General features: G+C 54.0%; 15 protein-coding genes and 4 pseudogenes. 12 read left to right on the top strand and 7 right to left on the bottom strand.

The window, feature by feature from the left end:
* Window positions 1–235 precede the first annotated feature (235 nt).
* The 4 genes and pseudogenes from PSPTO_RS04675 to PSPTO_RS04660 all read left to right on the top strand — a co-directional run bounded on the left by PSPTO_RS04675 (window position 236) and on the right by PSPTO_RS04660 (window position 3934).
* Complete coding sequence (locus PSPTO_RS04675) at window positions 236–769, top strand: hypothetical protein (RefSeq protein WP_005769947.1); 534 nt, start codon at window positions 236–238, stop codon at window positions 767–769.
* A gap of 60 nt (window positions 770–829) precedes the next feature.
* Window positions 830–1678 (top strand): annotated as a pseudogene (locus PSPTO_RS04670) (TraM recognition domain-containing protein); the annotation flags it as partial.
* A gap of 39 nt (window positions 1679–1717) precedes the next feature.
* Complete coding sequence (locus PSPTO_RS04665; protein ID WP_007251563.1) at window positions 1718–2467, top strand: TIGR03747 family integrating conjugative element membrane protein; 750 nt, start codon at window positions 1718–1720, stop codon at window positions 2465–2467.
* A 9-nt stretch (window positions 2468–2476) separates the two neighbouring features.
* Complete coding sequence (locus PSPTO_RS04660; protein ID WP_005769933.1) at window positions 2477–3934, top strand: UvrD-helicase domain-containing protein; 1458 nt, start codon at window positions 2477–2479, stop codon at window positions 3932–3934.
* 237 nt (window positions 3935–4171) lie between these two features.
* Here PSPTO_RS04660 and PSPTO_RS04655 read toward each other — a convergent pair.
* Window positions 4172–4453: pseudogene (locus PSPTO_RS04655) on the bottom strand (phosphoribulokinase); the annotation flags it as partial.
* A 189-nt stretch (window positions 4454–4642) separates the two neighbouring features.
* Here PSPTO_RS04655 and hopQ1-1 point away from each other — a divergent pair.
* Window positions 4643–5866, top strand: coding sequence for a type III secretion system effector HopQ1-1 (gene hopQ1-1, locus PSPTO_RS04650; protein WP_005769931.1), 1224 nt, complete (start codon window positions 4643–4645; stop codon window positions 5864–5866).
* 115 nt (window positions 5867–5981) lie between these two features.
* On the opposite strand, the gene hopD1 is transcribed toward hopQ1-1, so the two are convergent.
* The 6 genes and pseudogenes from hopD1 to PSPTO_RS04620 form a co-directional block, all read right to left on the bottom strand.
* Window positions 5982–8099, bottom strand: a complete 2118-nt coding sequence (gene hopD1 / locus PSPTO_RS04645; protein ID WP_011103324.1) for a type III secretion system effector HopD1 — start codon at window positions 8097–8099, stop codon at window positions 5982–5984.
* Window positions 8100–8564: 465 nt separating this feature from the next.
* On the bottom strand, window positions 8565–9809 hold the full coding sequence (locus tag PSPTO_RS04640; RefSeq protein ID WP_005769303.1) for an ATP-grasp domain-containing protein: 1245 nt from the start codon (window positions 9807–9809) through the stop codon (window positions 8565–8567).
* Window positions 9810–9861: 52 nt separating this feature from the next.
* On the bottom strand, window positions 9862–11115 hold the full coding sequence (locus PSPTO_RS04635) for an ATP-grasp domain-containing protein (RefSeq protein ID WP_005769301.1): 1254 nt from the start codon (window positions 11113–11115) through the stop codon (window positions 9862–9864).
* Between the two features lie 86 nt (window positions 11116–11201).
* Window positions 11202–12302, bottom strand: coding sequence for an amidinotransferase (locus tag PSPTO_RS04630; RefSeq protein ID WP_005614684.1), 1101 nt, complete (start codon window positions 12300–12302; stop codon window positions 11202–11204).
* A gap of 297 nt (window positions 12303–12599) precedes the next feature.
* Window positions 12600–13117 (bottom strand): annotated as a pseudogene (locus PSPTO_RS04625) (transposase).
* A 135-nt stretch (window positions 13118–13252) separates the two neighbouring features.
* Window positions 13253–14542: an MFS transporter gene (locus tag PSPTO_RS04620; protein WP_005769298.1), complete on the bottom strand. Its 1290-nt coding sequence runs from the start codon at window positions 14540–14542 to the stop codon at window positions 13253–13255.
* A 471-nt stretch (window positions 14543–15013) separates the two neighbouring features.
* Here PSPTO_RS04620 and PSPTO_RS29845 point away from each other — a divergent pair.
* From PSPTO_RS29845 to istB, 7 genes and pseudogenes are all read left to right on the top strand, one after another.
* Window positions 15014–15344, top strand: a pseudogene (locus PSPTO_RS29845) (DUF4177 domain-containing protein).
* A gap of 79 nt (window positions 15345–15423) precedes the next feature.
* Window positions 15424–15789 (top strand): RAQPRD family integrative conjugative element protein, encoded by a 366-nt coding sequence (locus PSPTO_RS04615; protein WP_011103322.1) that lies wholly within the window; start codon window positions 15424–15426, stop codon window positions 15787–15789.
* Window positions 15786–16025: a TIGR03758 family integrating conjugative element protein gene (locus PSPTO_RS04610; protein WP_004662733.1), complete on the top strand. Its 240-nt coding sequence runs from the start codon at window positions 15786–15788 to the stop codon at window positions 16023–16025. Before PSPTO_RS04615 ends, PSPTO_RS04610 begins: the two co-directional genes overlap by 4 nt.
* Before the next feature lie 19 nt (window positions 16026–16044).
* On the top strand, window positions 16045–16413 hold the full coding sequence (locus PSPTO_RS04605) for a TIGR03745 family integrating conjugative element membrane protein (protein WP_005769295.1): 369 nt from the start codon (window positions 16045–16047) through the stop codon (window positions 16411–16413).
* Window positions 16414–16428: 15 nt separating this feature from the next.
* Window positions 16429–16794, top strand: a complete 366-nt coding sequence (locus tag PSPTO_RS04600; RefSeq protein WP_011103320.1) for a TIGR03750 family conjugal transfer protein — start codon at window positions 16429–16431, stop codon at window positions 16792–16794.
* 43 nt (window positions 16795–16837) lie between these two features.
* Window positions 16838–17860, top strand: coding sequence for an IS21-like element ISPsy4 family transposase (istA, locus tag PSPTO_RS04595; protein WP_002551322.1), 1023 nt, complete (start codon window positions 16838–16840; stop codon window positions 17858–17860).
* Window positions 17857–18666, top strand: coding sequence for an IS21-like element ISPsy4 family helper ATPase IstB (gene istB, locus PSPTO_RS04590; RefSeq protein ID WP_005741073.1), 810 nt, complete (start codon window positions 17857–17859; stop codon window positions 18664–18666). The genes istA and istB overlap by 4 nt, the downstream gene beginning before the upstream one ends.
* The last annotated feature ends 33 nt before the right edge of the window (window positions 18667–18699 follow it).

Genomic DNA, 18699 nt, shown 5'->3' with positions numbered 1-18699 from the left:
CTACATCTCCATTAGAAGCTGATGACCTGAAACACGATGAGCGCTGCCGGTTGGTACTTTCTCCGATGTGGTAATAAACGACAGCAAATTGAGTGGCCAGGCAACCGGATCGGTTCCGAAAATGTCATAAAATCGTCATAAACGAGGCTGTAACCAACGCACGAGAACAGGTAGGCACGCGACACCGAAGTCATATGGCCAGCAGACAGTTGACGGATGAACCACTGGAGGTGCGATGAGTTACGACAAGGACAACGTTCTATTTTTAGCGTTACAAAACGACGAGCTGGACAGATTTCTGGTCGGCGAGCCTTTTTATTTCCTCGAAACCAAAGACGATAACGATGAGCCACAGAATGTTCCTGTCGCTCTCAGACTGCTTTTTCTGCCTTACTGGCGCGAGGTTAGGGACCCCTCTTTCCCTGCGCAATTCACGCAAGCCTTACTAAAGCTGCTGAGAAGTTATCCAGATCAGAATCGAGCCATTTACATGGCCCAGTGGTGGGTTTTTTGTTACAGGTATAGCCTGACCCAAAAAGCCAAGGACCCAGAAGGGATTTACGCCGGGTTGTTTGATGTAGACATGGGGCCCGTGTCAGCAGAACTTAAATCACGCCTTGAAGCCAACAAGGAATCACTTATGGCCGACACCCGCTGGGCAGGTGTGGAATGGAACAGCGATAACGGCTTGTGGGGGCCCTTGCTGCGCTCGGCATTGAGTCTGCGTGACAAGTTCGGCGGTCCAGATTACGTACCAGAAAACCGCTGACGGTCAAGCGAGGCACAGGAACTCCAAATGCATGGGAGGAAAATTCCGCTCAGGTACGCCAACGATCCTCGACCGATCTTTGACTGGATGCAGGTGGTCCGCAAAAAGGCCGTGGTCTATATCGGCCTGGACGCCTTGTCGGACACGGAGGTCGCCGCTGCCGTCGGCAACTCGATGTTCTCCGACCTGGTCTCGGTCGCTGGCCATATCTACAAGTTCGGCGTCGACGACGGGTTACCGGGTAGCGTCCCTGGCACCAAAGTGCCTATCAACCTCCACGCCGATGAGTTCAACGAGCTGATGGGTGAGGAATTCATTCCGATGATCAACAAGGGTGGCGGTGCCGGCATGCAGGTGACTGCCTACACCCAGACCATGAGCGATATCGAGGCGAAGATCGGTAACAAAGCGAAGGCTGGCCAGGTGATCGGTAACTTCAACAACGTGTTCATGCTGCGCGTCCGTGAAACATCCACCGCCGAGCTGCTCACAAACCAGTTACCTAAGGTTCAGGTTTTCACGTCCACACCGGCCAGCTCGGCTAATGACAGTGCAACGGGCAACACCGCGTTCACGTCCTCCAGTCATGACCAGGTGCAGCAGGTCAGCGTGCCCATGATTGAGCCCGCGCATGTCGTGGGCCTGCCCAAGGGCCAATGCTTTGCGCTCATGGAAGGCGGCAATCTGTGGAAAATCAGAATGCCTTTGCCTGGACATGATCCTGATGAGGTGATGCCGGCAGATCTGCAGGCCCTGGCGGAAAGCATGCGTCAGACCTATCAGGTGGGCAAGGTCGACGACACGGGTTGGTGGTCCGCGCCTGGTTATCAGACGCTCAACGAGTCCCTGCCTGCAGATCTGCTCGACGACTTCAAAAAAATCGCTGTTGCACCTGAGGATGCGGCATGACTCTCGGCGGGTTGAGCGATCGGCAGGGGGGCATCTGATATGGCTGACGTTGCCGATCGCGCGAAACAGCAACAAGACCACGAACAGTCTTTCATAGGATCTCTCTTCACCCTGCCCTTCCGATTCGCGGCAGTAATGTTCCTCTCTCTGGGGGGAGCCATCATCGTCGAATGGATCTGCATGTACTTCTTCTGGCCGGAGGCCGGTTGGCAGCATGCTCGTGCAATGCTCGATCATGAACTCAGCTGGCTCTCCAAGGGGTTCCTGCAGAGTGTGGTTGTTCAAGAGCCTGGCCGAACAGCGACATGGCTGGTTCAAACCACGTATGACTGGCTGGTGGTCAAGACGGGGCTTCAGACCTGGGTTCAACACACCTCTGATTATGCTGCGACAGGAGAACGATCACGCGGTTTCGACGTGCGATACATGCTCGGCGTGGGAGTCAGCAAGTTTCAGGATTACGGCCTTGCGGCGCTCTACACGACACTGGTGTTTTGCGTGCGTCTGGTGATCCTGACCCTCGCAATCCCGTTATTTGTGATGACGGCGTTTGTTGGTTTTGTGGACGGACTGGTGCGCAGAGACTTGCGGCGGTTCGGTGCCGGCCGTGAGTCCAGCTACCTGTATCACAAAGCTCGAGCAACGATGGTGCCGCTGGTGATCATCCCCTGGAGCCTTTACCTGGCTCTGCCATTCAGCGTGAGCCCTTTGCTAGTGCTCCTGCCATGCGCGGCACTGCTCGGCCTGGCGGTCAGCATTACGGCGTCCAGCTTCAAAAAATACCTCTAGGTGCCCTCCATGCAATGGACAGAAGAACAACTGCCAGCTATTCACTCCTTCGCAAAGAAGCTACTGGTCCAGGCGTTTGCCGGTACCGGGAAGACAACGACACTCGTCGGTTACGCCACGCATAACTCGTCGGTCAAAATGCTGTACCTCTGCTACAACAAAGCCGTTGAGATCGCGGCAAAGAACCGTTTTCCACGTAACGTGACCTGCAAAACAGCTCACGGCCTCGCCTACGCTGTCTATGGCAGCCAGTACAAACACAAGCAGGCTGGCAATCTGCGTTTGACCGACATCGCGAGGACGATCAATACCCAGGACTGGGAGCTGGCCAAAGATATCGTTTCGACCCTCAATGCCTTCATGGCCAGCAAGGATCTGGAGCTGCTGGAAGACCACTTTGTGCGATTCCAGAGCAACCGCACACTGACCTCGGTCCAGCAGCAGTACATGAGTAAAGCGCTCAACCTGACCAGAGACGTTTGGGACAAGATGGTCGATATCCAGGACCGCTCAGTCTCCATGACGCACGACGGCTATCTGAAGCTGTACCAGATGAGCCAGCCGGATCTGAGCCAGCGCTTCGGTGCGATTTTGCTCGACGAAGGGCAGGACGTGAACCCGGTGATCGCGAACCTGGTCCAGATCCAAAAAATCACGCAAGTGACCGTAGGTGATCGGCATCAGCAACTTTATCGGTTCAGAGGCGCTGTGGATGCTTTAAACAGCCCGGCTATGAAGGACGCCGAGAAGCACTTCCTGACTCAGAGCTTCAGGTTTGGGCCGGCAGTTGCCTACGTGGCCAACGTCATCCTGTCCTTCAAGGGTGAAAAGATCCCCCTGCAAGGCCTGGGACAGCCCACGTTGGTGAAACGAGCCTTACCGGAGGATCTACCTCACCGAACCTACCTGCACCGCACTGTGAGCGGTGTGATCGAGAACGCGCTGCGCCTGGTCAACCAAGACCACCGCATGCAGTGGATCGGAGGGATCGACAGCTATTCCTTGCGTGATCTGGAGGACCTGTTCTATTTCAGCCGGCATATGAATGACCAGGTTCAGCAGCGAAAACTGCTCACTGACTATGCCGATTACGACCAGTATGTCGTGATCGCGAAGGCCACGCAGGATCCTGAGATGCTGCGCTCGATCAAAATGATCGAAAACTACCCCGACCTGCCCAAACGAATTGAGCAACTGCGAGGAGCCTCTGTCACCTCGGAGCTCGATGCAACGGTGACCCTCAGCACTGCGCACAGAGCCAAAGGTCTGGAGTGGGACTTCGTTGGGCTTTATGACGACTTTTCTGCGGATCCGCTTTCCCCTGACATCGACGCCGGCAAACGCGACGATGAGCTGAACCTTCTATACGTCGCTGTCACAAGAGCCATGAAGATTCTGGCGGTCAACTCACTCGTGATCGATATCATGCAGCGCTTCAAGGACATGAAGCAGCGCTCAAGACCTTGATAAGCTGCACCTTGCGACGCTCAATTGCCATGACCAATATGCGTACCTTAAGTGTAGCGGCTTGCAATCGAAAACAGCCGTGCTCGCAATCAGCGCAATTTTCGGCTCAGATTAACTGCGACTGACGGAGCCGTCGGGCTCAGATTAATTGCGAGCGAGCTTGCATTCAGCCGCATCGGCTTGCATTCCATCTTCTCCGACTCACATTAACTGCAACTGACCGGTCTTCGGCCTGAATCAAATCGGCAGCCCTGCGGCCAGCATTTTGTCACGCAGTTCAGCGGCTCGGGCCGGATCAAGCGCGTTGCTGAACAGCGCCTTGATCTCGGTGGGTCTGGCGTCGAACTGCTCGACCAGATCCTTGATGCGGTAGCCATGGCGCGTCAGGGTTGGTTCCAGATCATCCAGTTGCCGCGACAGCACGGATTTCACCAACTCCGCTGAGACAGGTTTCTCGCCTGTCAGGTATCCGGCGGATAAAATCCGCATATGCTGTAACCCGGAGCGCGCTGCACTTGACCCTGGTGATGAAACCGAAACGGCGTTGCTTGCCACACAGCAGGTTCATCTATCCAGGAGATCGACTCAATGCATCGTCCTATCACCGCAGGCCATACCACCTCACGTCTCATCCTAGATCAGTCAAAACAAATATCACGTACCCCATCGGAAAGTAGCGCGCAATCAGCGCTTTCTCAGCAAGCAAGCATGAGCAGCCCAGTTTTGGAGCGGTCGAAAAGTGCGCCAGCTTTATTGACTGCGGCACAGCGCACGATGCTTGCACAAGTGGGAGCCTGTAACGCTCATCTGACCTCAGATGAAAACATGGCCATCAACGAACTGAGATCACACAAGCCCCTTTTACCTAAGGATACGTGGTTTTTCACTGATCCTAACAAGGACCCAGATGATGTCGTGACCTACACCTTGGGCAAGCAATTGCAGGCTGAGGGCTTTGTGCACATCACGGATGTAGTGGCGACACTGGGTGATGCTGAAGTTCGCTCTCAACGTGCCGAGATGGCCAAAGGCGTGTTCAACAAGCTTGAGTTGCATGACGTGCATGTGTCGCGTGGTCGGGATTACGCAATGAATTCGCTTCAGTCGAAGGAACATGCCAAATTTTTACTGGAAGGTCATGCTTTAAGGGCTGGACCTGGTGAAATACACCGCGACAGCTTGCAGGACATGAGCAGGCGCCTGGCCCGTGCGCCACATGGAGTCGGTATTGTCGTAATTGCAGGCATGAGTGATATCAATGCGCTCATCACTACCTGCCCGGATATGGTGCGCGAACGGGTTGATGACATCACCATCATGGGCGGCGTCGAGCCTTTAAAGGACGCAGATGGTTTTGTACAGCCTGATGCACGCGCTTACAACAATGCGACCGACATGGACGCTGCGCGCAGTCTTTATCGGAAAGCGCAGGAGCTTGGCATTCCACTTCGTATAGTGACAAAGGAGGCGGCCTATAAAACGGCGGTTTCGCCTTCATTTTACGAAGGGATAGCGGGGAGCGGACATCCAGTAGGCCACTACCTGAGAGACGTTCAGAAGAGTGCGTTGAAAGGCCTCTGGGAAGGTATTCAAGCTGGATTGCTTCCCGGGTTGGATGACTCATGGTTCTTTCGGACGTTCATGCCGAATGCACAGATTGAAGCAGCACAACTGGATAAAAATAAAGAGAGTTCGTTTGAAGATATCTGGCCTAAGGTGACGAAGCTAAACCTGTATGATCCTCTGACATTACTGGCCTCAGTGCCAGGGGCGGCAAAACTGCTATTTAAACCAAAAGCTATACACACAGAAGGATTTGGTGTTGTAGAGCAAGTAGGTCCAGATGATGTGACGCATCCAGAGAAAGCAAAGTTATTGATGTCCGCTTTAGCCAAATCTGCGCTTGTCCAGTCGACGGTAGCCCCAGATTGACCCGTAGTGCCGACAAATGTGGGACCATCCGCGATGGCGAGGGTAGCATGGTGAAAAACCATGCTACCCGCCTGACTGCTGCTCGTGAAGTCCAGTAGATCGCGTCGACTATGATTCAGGGTGCGGGCTGCCGCGACGTGTCGGGCACAGCCAGGTCTTGATACGGAATACGTTCGGCCAATGGAGCCTCACCATATCCAAGCTTCCGAACCAGGGCGGGAATTGCCTCAAAGCTGGCATTCATGCCGTTGACAATCGCAGATCCCACATGGCGCAGGAACTCGCTCCGGGGAGCCAGCATTTGATGTAGCTCCTCTGCGGAAATGTCACGGTCTCCAGCTTCCATGTGCTGGCTGGCCCGCGCAAGGATGGTTTGTACCACGCGTGCATGCTTGGCATTGTCGGAATCAAATAGCCCGGGAACGTTGACACGCCCGCCAAGCGCCAACGCGTTCAGAGCGATGGCTTCGATTGGATTGAAGACGGCGCTCCGGAAAATACGCAGTACCTGTTCCGACAGCAGCCCGGTTGCCTTGTTGCTGGCAATCAGTGGAATCATCCCGACAATCGATGCCAGCCCCATGGACTTGACAGCGGTGCTTTCGCCCGGAGCGATATCCAGCGCATGGCGCGTCATCCGCTCAATCGTTTTTTTGGTGTCCACCCCCTCGCCTGAATGAGCCATCACGCCGTCCTTCATGCTCTGGAATAAGCCAGCACGCATCAGCTCTTCACTTTCCTTGACCTCGGGTGGAATACCGGAGGCGGCGCCAAAGATGGCCGCTTCAGTTGTCACTGAGTTTGCCGCAAGATCGCCGACTCTGGATTTGAAACCTGCATACTGCAAAACATTATTGGGGAATGACACCACCGAGGAAATAGCACCGGCCTTCAACGCCTTGGGAAGTAGATCGCTCATGGACCACTCCTCACCCTTCATGCCCTTGATGATGGCAAGTACGCACATGGTGTCCATGGACTCGATAATCAAAGGAGGCACTGAATCGATTCCAGCCAATTGCAGGGCATATTGGCTCGGTGAGAAATTTTTGCCGAAGATGGCATTTTTCAACAGCTCAGAAGCGCCAAGCTCCCATGCCGAGCCGAGTATGCTGCTGACCCCGATGCTGCCGGCTAGACCGCCGAGCTGGAATTCCTTCTTGGTGGCTACATGCAACAATTCCTGTGCGCCCAGGCGAACCTGAAGATCGTCGTCCCCCTTGAGTTTCTGGTTGATGAACTCGGAGAGGACATCGTCATTGGACGTGATCTTGGGAGCACATGAGGCGAGAAACGCTTTCGCGCTATTCTGGCCGATTGATGCGTTTGGACCAAATGCCGCAGCCCCCCGCTCGATGGCCTTGAGCAATAAGGGGATATGGATGTCTGCGTTGACATCCTCATCTACACGCTCCGACGAGTTGGCACCGGACATCAGTTGCGCCTTCACCACCGTGAAGGCGCCTTTGAATTCCTCAAGTGCTTTCTCAATATCCCGACGTGGCCGCATTTCCAGCTGGACCCCGGCAATGCTCGCGGCCTGTGGTGGAAATGCCTGGTCGGCCTGCGCAAACGATAGCAGGGCCTGCACTACCGGGTTATCGGAAACAAGGCTACCAGAGTCCCTGCGGACCGACCCGATATGCACGGGCTTTGGCTGTGATGGCGGACGAGAATGGTCTGGCGAGCTCAGTAACGGAGTTTCCAGGCTACTGCTGTCTACTGCATCTTGTGAGAGAACGCGACTCATACCTAGATGGGTCCGTTCACTCAAGACAGAAGATGCTGAACCATGTGCGGGCGGGGGGCTGGGTACGTCGAAGGATATGGCTTTCGAAGAGCCATGCAAATGTGCGCTGACGATGTCGTACTCCGATTGATCATTTAATCGGGCCTGAACCGTCAGCTCGTTATTAATCAAGTGGTCGGTTCTCACGGTATCGGTGTCAGCTGGCAGACAGATTGACGCTTTATAGGTTACTTGCGTGTGGTTACTGGATTGAAATTGAAATGTGCCATCCTGCAGAGCGTTGCGTACCAGTGATGCAAGGCGTTGGTGTTCGGCATTAGCTGAAAGGCGTTCTAGAGCCTGGTGAGCGCTTTGGCTCAATTGAGAAGGTGAAATCCTTTTAGGATGGGATTGCTGGGCCTGAGGGCCCACCGCGTCTAATGGCTGACCGCCACTGATTGGGGGAGTTGCAATGTTGTGTTGAATAGATCGTAGAGGATTCATAGCGCTATCAGCTGTCCCGGATGAAGTAATCGGATCCAATGTGTGGTCGCAAGGGCTCTTGGGTTCCAAAGACAGACTCAAAACCGGCGAATGCGTCGAGCGGGAAGCACACCACTGACATGGACACACTGCGCGACGAAATGCTCGCGGCGGATTTGCCAATCTGCCCCGCTCATTTTCACTCGCAGCTAATGTGAGTTGCCAGCGATGTAATGCAAGCAGAGGCAGTTGAATGCAAGCTCGCTCGCAACTAATGTGAGCCAGAGGGCTGCGTCAGCCGCAGTTAATCTGAGCCGAAAAGTGTGCTGATTGCGAGCACGGTCGTTTCCGATTGCAAGCCGCTACACTTAAGGAAGGTTCTCACGCGCCAGCCGATGCATCGGGCGATGCAAGACAGATCAGTTGCTGCCACATAACTTGCGACCGGTTTGATTCAAGCCGGGATGCCCGGACGGGTACTGTCTATCAACCACGCGCAGCTTCTGCATGCACTTGATAATGCTCCTCAACATGCTTCAAGTCATGAGCGACGCTGCCTCGATCGCCACAGAATACAAAGGCCCCCAAACAATCCTTGTGGCAGAAAAATTCACCTGAAGCGATATCGCCTACCTGCGCAATTTTCTTCATCTTCAGTGTTTGCAGGGTTTCCATACTCGACAGTGAAACCCGAGTGACATAAAGCATTTCTTTGGCCAAGTGTTTTTTAGGGAACGTCATATAGCCAAAGGCCTCGCCCTTACGGTCAACGTGCAAGGCATCGACAAGCCCTAACTGGACGGCAAGATGAATGAAACGCAGGTCTATTCCATAAGCGATTTTTATCATATCGACAGTGGAAGCCCCACCGGGCCGATAGGCAATCTCAAGTAATTCAAATCCGTCGCCCGCATCACCAAACGCTTCAATATGGTAAACACCATCAGGCCCTTCAAAAGCGGACAACACTCGCTCGATGAATGGACGCCATAGGGTGTGTAGATCGTCTTCAGCAAGTGAAAAATATCCCAGTGGACATTCGGCCAGATAATCGATGGGTTTACCTAGGTACTTACCTGCAGACAGGAACGCCAGCTGCCCTTTTAGAACCACAGCATCAATTTGATAAAGGGGTTGTGAGTTGTAAGTTTCAATAAGATACTGGTGCTCATTCATATCCTGATAGTCATCAATTTCGGTGGCATATGCCTCAGAAAGTTGCTGGACCTCAGTAATGATTCTGACCCCTACAGATCCCGCCAGAGACCGAGGTTTCAAAATAACCGGAAACGTCGCCCCTCCACGGTTAATATCATCAAGCGATAGTTCTTTTGCTGTCGGGATATTAAACTTTTGGGCAATTTTTTTCATTCGCCTTTTATCACGAAACCGTGTCGCCACGTCAAAAGTCAATCCAGGCAGCTGCCAACAGTCGTTGGCCCATGCAGCAATGTATACCGCGAACTCGTCATTCGGAATGACGGCGGTGACGGAATATTTCCTTGCAATCTGGCCGAATACCTTTTCGACCTCGGTGTGAACGGCAAAGTCTCGGATCACAAAGTGTCCATCGCGATTCAGCGCCTCTCCCGCCTGCCCCAGAAGATCCTCCAGAAGGTAGATGAACGTCCAGGCATCGATCGGGTAGAGACTCCTGATTCGGGAGACCACCTCGCTTACATCCAGTTCGGAAGAGACGATCAGAATAGTGTTTGGCTTATTTTTGTCCATGACCTAACAGCTCTTTTAAATGTGGTTATCATTAATTGTGCAAAGGGGAATGTCACTCCTCAAACGGAGGGCTGTTTTTCGCGGCGACCTTTACCGAGTAATGTTCGCTCAGGTAGTGCACATCCCGTGAGACAAGGTCACGGTCTCCACAAAATACGAAGGATCCCAGCGAATCCTTGTAACAGTAGAATTCACCTGATGCGATGTCACCTAGAGCCGGCACTACGTGGGTTCTCAAGGTCGGCATGCTTTCGAGGGGGGGCAAGAAAATCTGAGTGACGTAAAGCGCTTCAGTAGAAAGATGCTTTTTTGGAAAAGTCATATAACCAAACGCCTCTTCCTGACGTTGCGAATCGACATAATCGACGAGCCCAAGTTGCGCCGCTAAGTGAATGCATTTCAAATTCAGCCCATGCACCATCTCAATCATTTCTACAATCGCTGCTCCGCCAGGACGATAAGCAATTTCCAATAACTCTAAGCCGAAGCCGGCATCGGCAAAGGCTTCAATGTGATAAACCCCCTCAGGGGCTTCAAAAGCGTTAATCACGGATTCAGCAAAGGGTCGCCACGTATCTTCGACGGCCTGATCAGGTACAGACAATACTCCGATCGGCTTTTCTTGCAAGAAGTCAATAGGCTTACCCAAATACTGACCGACTGAAATAAAAGATAGGTGGCCCTTAAGAACAATGCAGTCAATATGATAAATCGTATTAGGGTTGTACTGTTCAATCATGTACTGTCGCTCATCCATATCTCGGTAAGCCGCTCCCCAGTCGACATCCATTTCCGTCAGTTGTTTTGCTTCAGTAACGATTTTGACGCCCATTGAACCTGCCAGAGAGCGCGGTTTAACGACCACAGGAAATTCAACATGCCCGCCCTCGATGTCGGACAAGGTGATTTCCCGCGCAGTCCTGATACCGGCGTGTTGAGCGATTTCCTTCATTGCTTTTTTGTCACGAAAAGATTTGGCTTTTTCACGGGTTATACCGGGAAGATCCCAGCGGTCATTGGCCAATGCAGCAATGTAAACAGAAAATTCATCGCTGGGGACAACCTGAGAGATAACGTGCTGCTGGGCAATCACTTCCAGCACCGCCATCATCCCGGCTGTGTCGGCGAAGTCGCGCACGATAAAGTGTTCAGGGCACTTCAGCTCATCGTTGGCCACTCCCAGAAAATCCTCCAACAGGAAGATAAAATCCCACGTGGCAGACGGGTACATGGTTTTGACGTCGCGTACCGTTTTCGCGGCATCCAGTTCGGAAGAAACCACCAGTATTTTTTTTGTAGGGCGCATGTCGAGTTCCTATCGTCTGTGTCCGATTGAAAATGTCTTTGTCAGTGGCAGGGCCTTCAGGCCCTGCACACGCTTAGGCAAGGCCCTCAAATATAACGGTGCAGTCCTCCCCGTCGCTTAACATCCAAAGTGGCACAATGGAACGAGCCGCCGAAGGATTGGAAGTGCTTGAAAGGGCAAAGAATGGTTTCAAAGCCCCATTTGCGGAAAGCGGAGATGAGCGCCTCTTCATCTTTCTCGACCACGACAGTCCGCTCGTCAAGCATCAGGACATTCGTGTGAATCCACTTCGACGTAATGAACAAAGGATGGTCATCCGGGAGGTTGGAGGGAGGCGGATTGAGAATTTCCCAGTCCTTGAAAATATCAGGAATCTGTGGCACCCAATCTTTATTGATGAGTACGCGGCCCGGTGCTAACGGCAATATCGTTGTATCAATGTGCATGGGGCCCGGCTCTTCAAACTCATAGATGTGCACGCGGTAGTCCGGACCCAAGGTTCTACGCAACCATTCAATGCCTTTATTGTTCGTCACATGGCTGCGCTGCCCGATAATATCCCGGCCCATTTTCATAAAATCGGCGGCGTCAAACAGCGGCTCCACCTCCGTGATAATAGAACGAAACGGAAGTTCTTGTTCGAAATCATAATTCGGTTGCCAGACATCGTCCTTCAGCATGGGCTTGGGGGCCGCGATCCACTCGGCGCCCTGACTGAAATAGTCGTTCAACAGGTCGCGGAACGCGAAGGTCTCGAAGTAACGGCTTCGCCAAGCCATGGGTACTTCAATGATTTTTTTGCCGATCGCGAAAAGACAATCTCTGGGCATGGCGGAGTAAAAGGTTCCGCCCGTTGTAAAGTGCGGCGTCATGATGGGTTGGTGGTGATTTGACTCATTGGGCCTTTTTACGCGAACGCCTTCAGTTTCCAATATTCGCGCCAAGGTGTTGACTTCTTGCCTGGCTTTAACAAGCAACTCCTCTGGGAAGCGTCGCCCGGAGTACGTCATAAAAAAATCACTGGATTCTTTCGGGATAATTGCTTTTAGGCCGATGTCCCAATCCGGGACACGAATATCATCCATGATTCCGACGATAACCTCCTCCAACGGGTCCCATTCTGTATAAACCTCTACTGGGCTTTGGGTCGTTGTGAAGTAAGCGGGTTCTGCTTTTTGATATGACATGGTTGACCTTGTTTTTCTATCGATTTTAAACGCCGCTATATTGACTGAAGGGGCGCATTTAAACGTATGACCTTCACAGCCAAGCGCTGCATCCTGAGATTCACGTTATTCAGGCATTCATAGCGTCAGCAGGTAGATGATTACACCATGGCACCTCCAGTTTTTTTCATTAAACGCCTTGAGGAAGGTCTGAAGCAGGCATCAACTTTTGATCACTTTTTAGCCTGAGTTTCAAAAAATCCCCGTCCTATCAGAACCTCAGACTTTTCCCGCGTTTAATTCATTAAGTTTTGTCGATTAGCACCGTCCCAAGACGTTTTCCACACTTAGGTGCAACTTTCCTATCACCGGCAGGCGCTTTCGCCCCCCCCCCCAACTATTCGACAGGGTAAAGAGCGCGGCCTGTTGCCCGGTGTTTTTAGAGCGCCCGCGAAACCGCACTTTCGTATACCCAAACTGGCGCTTGATCACGCGGAACGGATGTTCGACCTTTGCGCGCACTGGGCTTTCGCGTACTCGATTTTGCAATGCACCTGCACGATCCAACTAGTCTCATCAAGCTTTTTGCAGCGGCTCGGACGTACAACAATCGACCAGATAATTTGACGATCCTGATGCTTGTCCACGCCGGTGTAACCCGCATTACCGCTGATCCCGCCTGCTTAATCATGTTTTATGCGCAGCACGGCCATCGGCGGAAAGGCCGGACGAACCCCTTTGCATTTGGGATAATGAGGCTTGGTCAGAAAACGCTCTTTAGAGGCTTGCTTACATTTATCAGCGTACTCGGCGTCGGCGAAGATCATCTGCTTCATCGGGTGTCCCTGCGGTTGAGATCAAACACTCTGCCAAACCTAGAGTGTATGCATCGGAATGTCCTTAAACCATGTAAGTGGCCAAAAAGTCGTTATCGGTTCCATGCCATGAACGTTATTTGTGAGAGGGCATCACTAGTGCGTGCCGTCTTCAAGACGGCGCACGGCGGTTGAAAAAAATCCCATCAGGCAAATCAGTCCGCCTAACACGCCGGTAACGACAAACAGCCATCGCACGCCGATAAGCTCACCTAGTGGAGTTGTCAGTGCCAAACCTAGTGGAGCGGCTAGCCCCATGACCATATTCAGCAACGAAAGACCACGCCCTTGCAGGTGATTGGGGATGCTGCTTTGCAGCAATGCAGTCATTGGGGCATCGCCTAGAATGAAGGACATGCCACTAACCATCCAACACACTGCGGCGATGTTGAAGCGGTCGGCCGGCATCAGACCTGTTAATGCTAGCGCGAAACATGAGGTAGCGAAGCCCCAGAGGATCCATGTGACTGGCTGGCGAGGCGCAAATAGCGCCACAACTACGCCCCCTACCAACATGCCAGCGCCTGCCATCGCATCAATAAACGCAACGTGCGGCGCACCACCGCCGAAGTGCTCTTTGACCAACAATGGCACCAATGTGAACGAAGGCATAATCACAAGTACCACGGCCCCCATCAACGCATAGAGGCGGCGCAAGCCAGGGTGACTCCAGATCAAATGCAAGCCATCGCGAAACTCACTCCTTAGAGTTGATAGGCCCGTGCGGTTGCTATTGGATGCCTGGGGAATACGGTAGCGCAACAACGGCAAGCAGCCCAATAGTGCTGTCACCACATCGATGGACAGTGCCCATCCCAGCGGGATCATGCTGATAGCGAGCGCGCCTAGCGGTGCGGCAGCAACCAGGCTTATTCCCTGCATGGCCTGACTCAAACCCGCTGCACGGGGTAAAAAACTGCGTGGCACAAGCATAGCAACACTAGCCGATGCGGCCGGCGTCTGGAACGCCTGCATCGCGCTGCGTACGAACATCATCCAGTAAATGTGCCACAGTTCAACACGCTCGGTAAGAAACAGTACAATCAATATCGACATGCACAGCGCGCTGATCATATCGGTGGCAATCATCAACACGCGGCGACTGTAGCGGTCAGCAAATATGCCTCCCAGAGGGCTGATCAGCGCCTGCGGCAAGAGCGCTACGACCCCAGCGGTTGCCAGCGCTGCCAGACTACCTGTTGTGTCTGTAATCCACCAAAGGAGAACGAACTGGGTCAGCCCGGAGCCGATCGGGGAAAGAGTCTGACCGGAGAAAATCATCCAGAAACGCACCTGCCAATTGCTCCCAAGATCGCTGTTGTCTGAGTTGGGAAGGGAATGGCCATCAGCGGTATAGATGATTTCCGGACGGTTCGATAAAGCCATAGAAAAACGTTTCCATCGGGTTATTTCTTAATGCGCAATAAAGGGAGCGGTGATCTGGGCACTTTAGGTGTTACGTTCGTGGTGCGCTTGTGCTGATGGGTTCCGTTATTCCCCCATATCTCGAAAAATAAAGGCCATGGTGGAGTTGTTAGCGCCTGAATGAGCCATATGCAAAGGCGCTATGCCCGTCAATAATGATGGCGTTTGGTACTCATCGCGCGCGACTGAAGCTTTCTGATGGGCAAAGTGGATTCAGTAGGATACGACAGTTGCTTCGCCCTCAGCTCGCCCTACCTGCCGACGCGATACTGGGCGAGGATTGCGTTAACTGCATGGACCCGAATCCGTCTTAAACACCACTCAAGGGAAATTCTGAAAAAGACTTCCTGATTGGGCAAAATTCCCGGACACCAATCGCCGAGCTTTTCGATGATGATCTGTCCGATCACACCACCTTGCAGTTGGTATCCTATGACACTCTTTGAATACACCCAGACCTTCGTCCCCCTGCCCTATAAAACCGTGACCAGCGGCGTGCTGATGTTCAAGTCGACAGATGAGACGACCGAACCGGATATTCAAGGTTACTTAAGCAGCCCTGAGACTCTACGTATTGAACCGCTACGGTCGAGAGGGGTGGGAGCTGGTCAGCGTTCAGCCGATCAATCGTGGCCACGAACGATTTGGTAATCAAAACGCCCAGGCCTGGGCGGTTGGGTATGCAATCAGTACCGGGTTCCTTTTCTTCTTTAAACGCAGCATTGTCACACCGACCCGTTTGGATAAACCCTCTCAGACCTAAAAAGGGTTTCGTACTGATTCAAACTCGGCCCTTGGTCATGCTGTGGACATAGATTCCCACAGCATCCAAGGCCCGCGACGTGAAAATCAATCTCCCCGCGCTCAGAACAACGTCTTCACGCGTGCAGATCTGCTTGACCGCAGTCCTGCTGTGCACACCGCTGCTGTTTTCCGCGCATGCCCAGGCAGCCGGCACGGCTTCTGAACAAGCCAATGTGGAAGTGATGATTCGTCAGCTCAACGCGCTCGAGGCCGTCGCCCAGCGCAGTGTCGATCTTCCACAAGACCCGGCCCAACGCTATCACCTGGACTATCCCCGGTTGGTCAGCGACATCGCGCGCATCCGCCAGGGCTTGCAAGACTACCTGTCGCCGTCCCGCGCACAGCCCCGCGACCCCGTGGAGCTATCAGGCCATTACAACGTCAGCGGTGATCACACGCCATGACGATGTCCTCCACCCAGACCAGCGCATTCCAGGCGGCGGCGGGCTTTACGCCTGCCAGCAGCAACACGCTGTGGACCGGAATCGCAGTGGGGATCCTCCTGCTGTGGGGCGTCTGGGTGTTTTCAAGCATTTATCGCGGCTGGGCTACCCGAAACCTGGCAGCCCCGGCGGCGGCAGTCGCTGCCGCTCGCTGGGCGGTGCTGTTCATGATCATGACTTTCATGTTGTTGAGTTGATTTTTCCAAGGAGATAAAGATGACGCTGCTTTCATTGTTCACCCAGGCACGTGCCTTTTTGAAACATCGGCCTTATCCGGTCCTGCTGATGGCTGCCACCCCCGGTAGTAGTTTTGCAGCGCTACCGGGTGCCCAAGCCCCCACGCGCGGCACAGGAACCAGCTTCCTGCAGACATTCCAAAACTACGCTTTCGACGGCTTCACGCTGCTGGGCTTATGCCTGTGCGCGTTCGGCATCATTCTGGTGGGCCGACATGCGCTGGGCGTCTATCACGAAATCCACATGGGCAAGGCCAAATGGGCCGATCTGGGCAGCACCGCAGTGGTCGGCGTCTGCTTGATTGGCGTCACGATCTACCTCGTCACCACCGCGTCTAACATCCTTTAAGGCGGTGAGGCTTGCATGTCTGAGCTCCAGCACGATCAGCATGAAGACGGCACCTTGCGTTTTCTGCCCAGTCGCTTGAATAACCAGCCCGTGGTGATTGGTGGTCTTACGGCGGATGAGATGTGGGTGACCGTTTTTGGCTGCAGCGGGGCAGGCTTTGTGATGGGGCTGCCGTTGGCCTTCGTGATCACTCCATCCATGCCCGTGGTCTGCGCGCTCATCGGAGGAACATTGGGGCTGCTCATCGCTGCTCGGGTCTTGCGACGTCTCAAACGCGGTCGACCGGAGACCTGGTTCTACCGCACGTTGCAGTTGCGGCTCGCCACACTCGGCCCTACGTGTCACCGCCACTGTAAAAATGACCCCCTAACGCCAACCTAGAATTGACCCCCCTGGGTAAAACTGGCGGCTTTGAGCTGCCAATATGTTGACCCAGGAGCAGTCTGTGGAAATTAAAGTGTTGGCCCGTCAGGGCCATGGCATCAAATTCATCGCCCGTGAGCTGGGTATTTCGCGTAACACCGTGCGCAAGTACCTGCGAAAGGCCCGGTCGCTACCCAGTGACAAGGTGAGACCCGCACGTCCGTGCAAAATCGACCCCTTCAAGGACTACCTGCACGAGCGTATTGAGGCGGCGCGCCCACACTGGATTCCGGCGACCGTCCTGCTGCGTGAGATCACGGCATTGGGGTACAGCGGCGGCGTCAGTCGTCTGAAGGCTTATATTCGCCCCTTCAAACGTAAGGCAGAAGAGCCGGTGGTACGTTTCGAGACACTGCCCGGCAAGCAGATACAGGTGGACTTCACCACCATTCGACGAGGCCGTCAGCCGCTTAAGGCGTTCGTGGCGACACTTGGTTTTAGTCGAGCAAGCTTTGTCCGTTTCTCCGAGCGAGAGGACAGCGAAGCCTGGCTGACAGGGCTTCGGGAGGCGTTCGCTTACTTTGGCGGCGTGCCCGAGCAGGCATTGTTTGATAACGCCGGAACCATCATCACCGAGCGAGATGCTTTTGGGGAGGGCCAGCACCGTTGGCATCCCCGATTGGCTGCGCTGGCCGATGAGTTTGGTTTTATTCCCAAGGTCTGCCGCCCTTACCGTGCCCAGACCAAGGGCAAGGTTGAGCGCTTCAACGGGTATCTGAAGGGCAGTTTCATTACCCCGTTGGCCGCTACGCTCAAGAGTGCGGGTCTGACGCTGGATGTGGTGACGGCCAACGCACATATCGGCCAATGGCTCGACGAAGTCGCTCATCAGCGGATTCACGGCACGACGGGTGTTCAACCGGCGGTACGTCTGGCCCAAGAGCAGCAGGTACTATTACCACTGCCAACACAGAGCCTGCGCCCACAACCCGCCCAAGGCCTACGCCTGGGACGGGTCCTGCCGTACGAGAGCTTGCAGCATCCGCTGTCGGTTTATGAGCAACTGCTGGAGGTGAGAGCATGAACCTTCAACATGCTCGCCTGACAGAACTATGCAAGGGGCTAAAGCTTGAGCGCGTCGGGGTGGACTGGCCGCACCTGGCCCAACAAGCAGCAAGCGGCGAAGACAGCTTTGCCGACTTCCTCGAAAAGCTGCTGGCTGCCGAGACCGATGCCCGAAGTGAACGCTCTCGACAGGCCCTGCTGAAAACTGCCGCGCTGCCCGCTGTGAAAACGCTGGAGCAATACGACTTCGCGTTTGCCACCGGCGTCCCCCGGGCACAGCTCCAGGAGCTGGCAGCACTGAGTTTTGTTGGACGTGCCGAGAACATCGTGTTCCTGGGGCCTAGTGGTGTAGGCAAGAGCCACCTGGCTATCGCCCTGGCCTACCGGGCAGTGATGGCCGGTATCAAAACCCGCTTCGTCACGGCGGCTGACTTGATGCTGCAACTGACCGCTGCGCACCGCCAGGAACGGCTCAAGGAATACTTCAGTCGTGTGGTGATGGCCCCTGGGTTGTTGGTCATCGATGAAATCGGCTACCTGCCGTTTGGTCGTGATGAAGCCAACCTGTTCTTCAATGTTGTCGCCAAGCGCTACGAGCAAGGCAGCCTGATCCTCACGAGTAACTTGCCGTTTACCCAGTGGGCCGGAACCTTTGCGGATGATCAAACACTGACAGCGGCCATGCTGGACAGGCTGTTACATCATGCCCATATCGTGCAGATGACAGGTGAAAGCTATCGACTCAAGGACAAGCGCAAAGCAGGAACCAAATCTTCTCGGGCCGAACCGGCTCGAAAATATGAACCCGAGGGGGGTCAAAACTAAGTTGGCGATTTAGCACGGAAGGGGGTCACTTTT

The organism is Pseudomonas syringae pv. tomato str. DC3000, from assembly GCF_000007805.1.
GTDB classification, from domain to species: Bacteria; Pseudomonadota; Gammaproteobacteria; order Pseudomonadales; family Pseudomonadaceae; genus Aquipseudomonas; species Aquipseudomonas avellanae.
Note: the sequence above shows the minus strand (reverse complement) of the source record. Positions and strands in the feature narration are given on the sequence as shown.

Excerpts from the sequence above, each read along its gene's own strand:
- PSPTO_RS04675 (WP_005769947.1), top strand. The coding sequence starts at position 236 with ATGAGTTACGACAAGGACAACGTTCTATTTTTAGCGTTACAAAACGAC.
- PSPTO_RS04665 (WP_007251563.1), top strand. The coding sequence starts at position 1,718 with ATGGCTGACGTTGCCGATCGCGCGAAACAGCAACAAGACCACGAACAG.
- PSPTO_RS04660 (WP_005769933.1), top strand. The coding sequence starts at position 2,477 with ATGCAATGGACAGAAGAACAACTGCCAGCTATTCACTCCTTCGCAAAG.
- hopQ1-1 (WP_005769931.1), top strand. The coding sequence starts at position 4,643 with ATGAGCAGCCCAGTTTTGGAGCGGTCGAAAAGTGCGCCAGCTTTATTG.
- hopD1 (WP_011103324.1), bottom strand. The coding sequence starts at position 8,099 with ATGAATCCTCTACGATCTATTCAACACAACATTGCAACTCCCCCAATC.
- PSPTO_RS04640 (WP_005769303.1), bottom strand. The coding sequence starts at position 9,809 with ATGGACAAAAATAAGCCAAACACTATTCTGATCGTCTCTTCCGAACTG.
- PSPTO_RS04635 (WP_005769301.1), bottom strand. The coding sequence starts at position 11,115 with ATGCGCCCTACAAAAAAAATACTGGTGGTTTCTTCCGAACTGGATGCC.
- PSPTO_RS04630 (WP_005614684.1), bottom strand. The coding sequence starts at position 12,302 with ATGTCATATCAAAAAGCAGAACCCGCTTACTTCACAACGACCCAAAGC.
- PSPTO_RS04620 (WP_005769298.1), bottom strand. The coding sequence starts at position 14,542 with ATGGCTTTATCGAACCGTCCGGAAATCATCTATACCGCTGATGGCCAT.
- PSPTO_RS04610 (WP_004662733.1), top strand. The coding sequence starts at position 15,786 with ATGACGATGTCCTCCACCCAGACCAGCGCATTCCAGGCGGCGGCGGGC.
- PSPTO_RS04605 (WP_005769295.1), top strand. The coding sequence starts at position 16,045 with ATGACGCTGCTTTCATTGTTCACCCAGGCACGTGCCTTTTTGAAACAT.
- PSPTO_RS04600 (WP_011103320.1), top strand. The coding sequence starts at position 16,429 with ATGTCTGAGCTCCAGCACGATCAGCATGAAGACGGCACCTTGCGTTTT.
- istA (WP_002551322.1), top strand. The coding sequence starts at position 16,838 with ATGTTGACCCAGGAGCAGTCTGTGGAAATTAAAGTGTTGGCCCGTCAG.
- istB (WP_005741073.1), top strand. The coding sequence starts at position 17,857 with ATGAACCTTCAACATGCTCGCCTGACAGAACTATGCAAGGGGCTAAAG.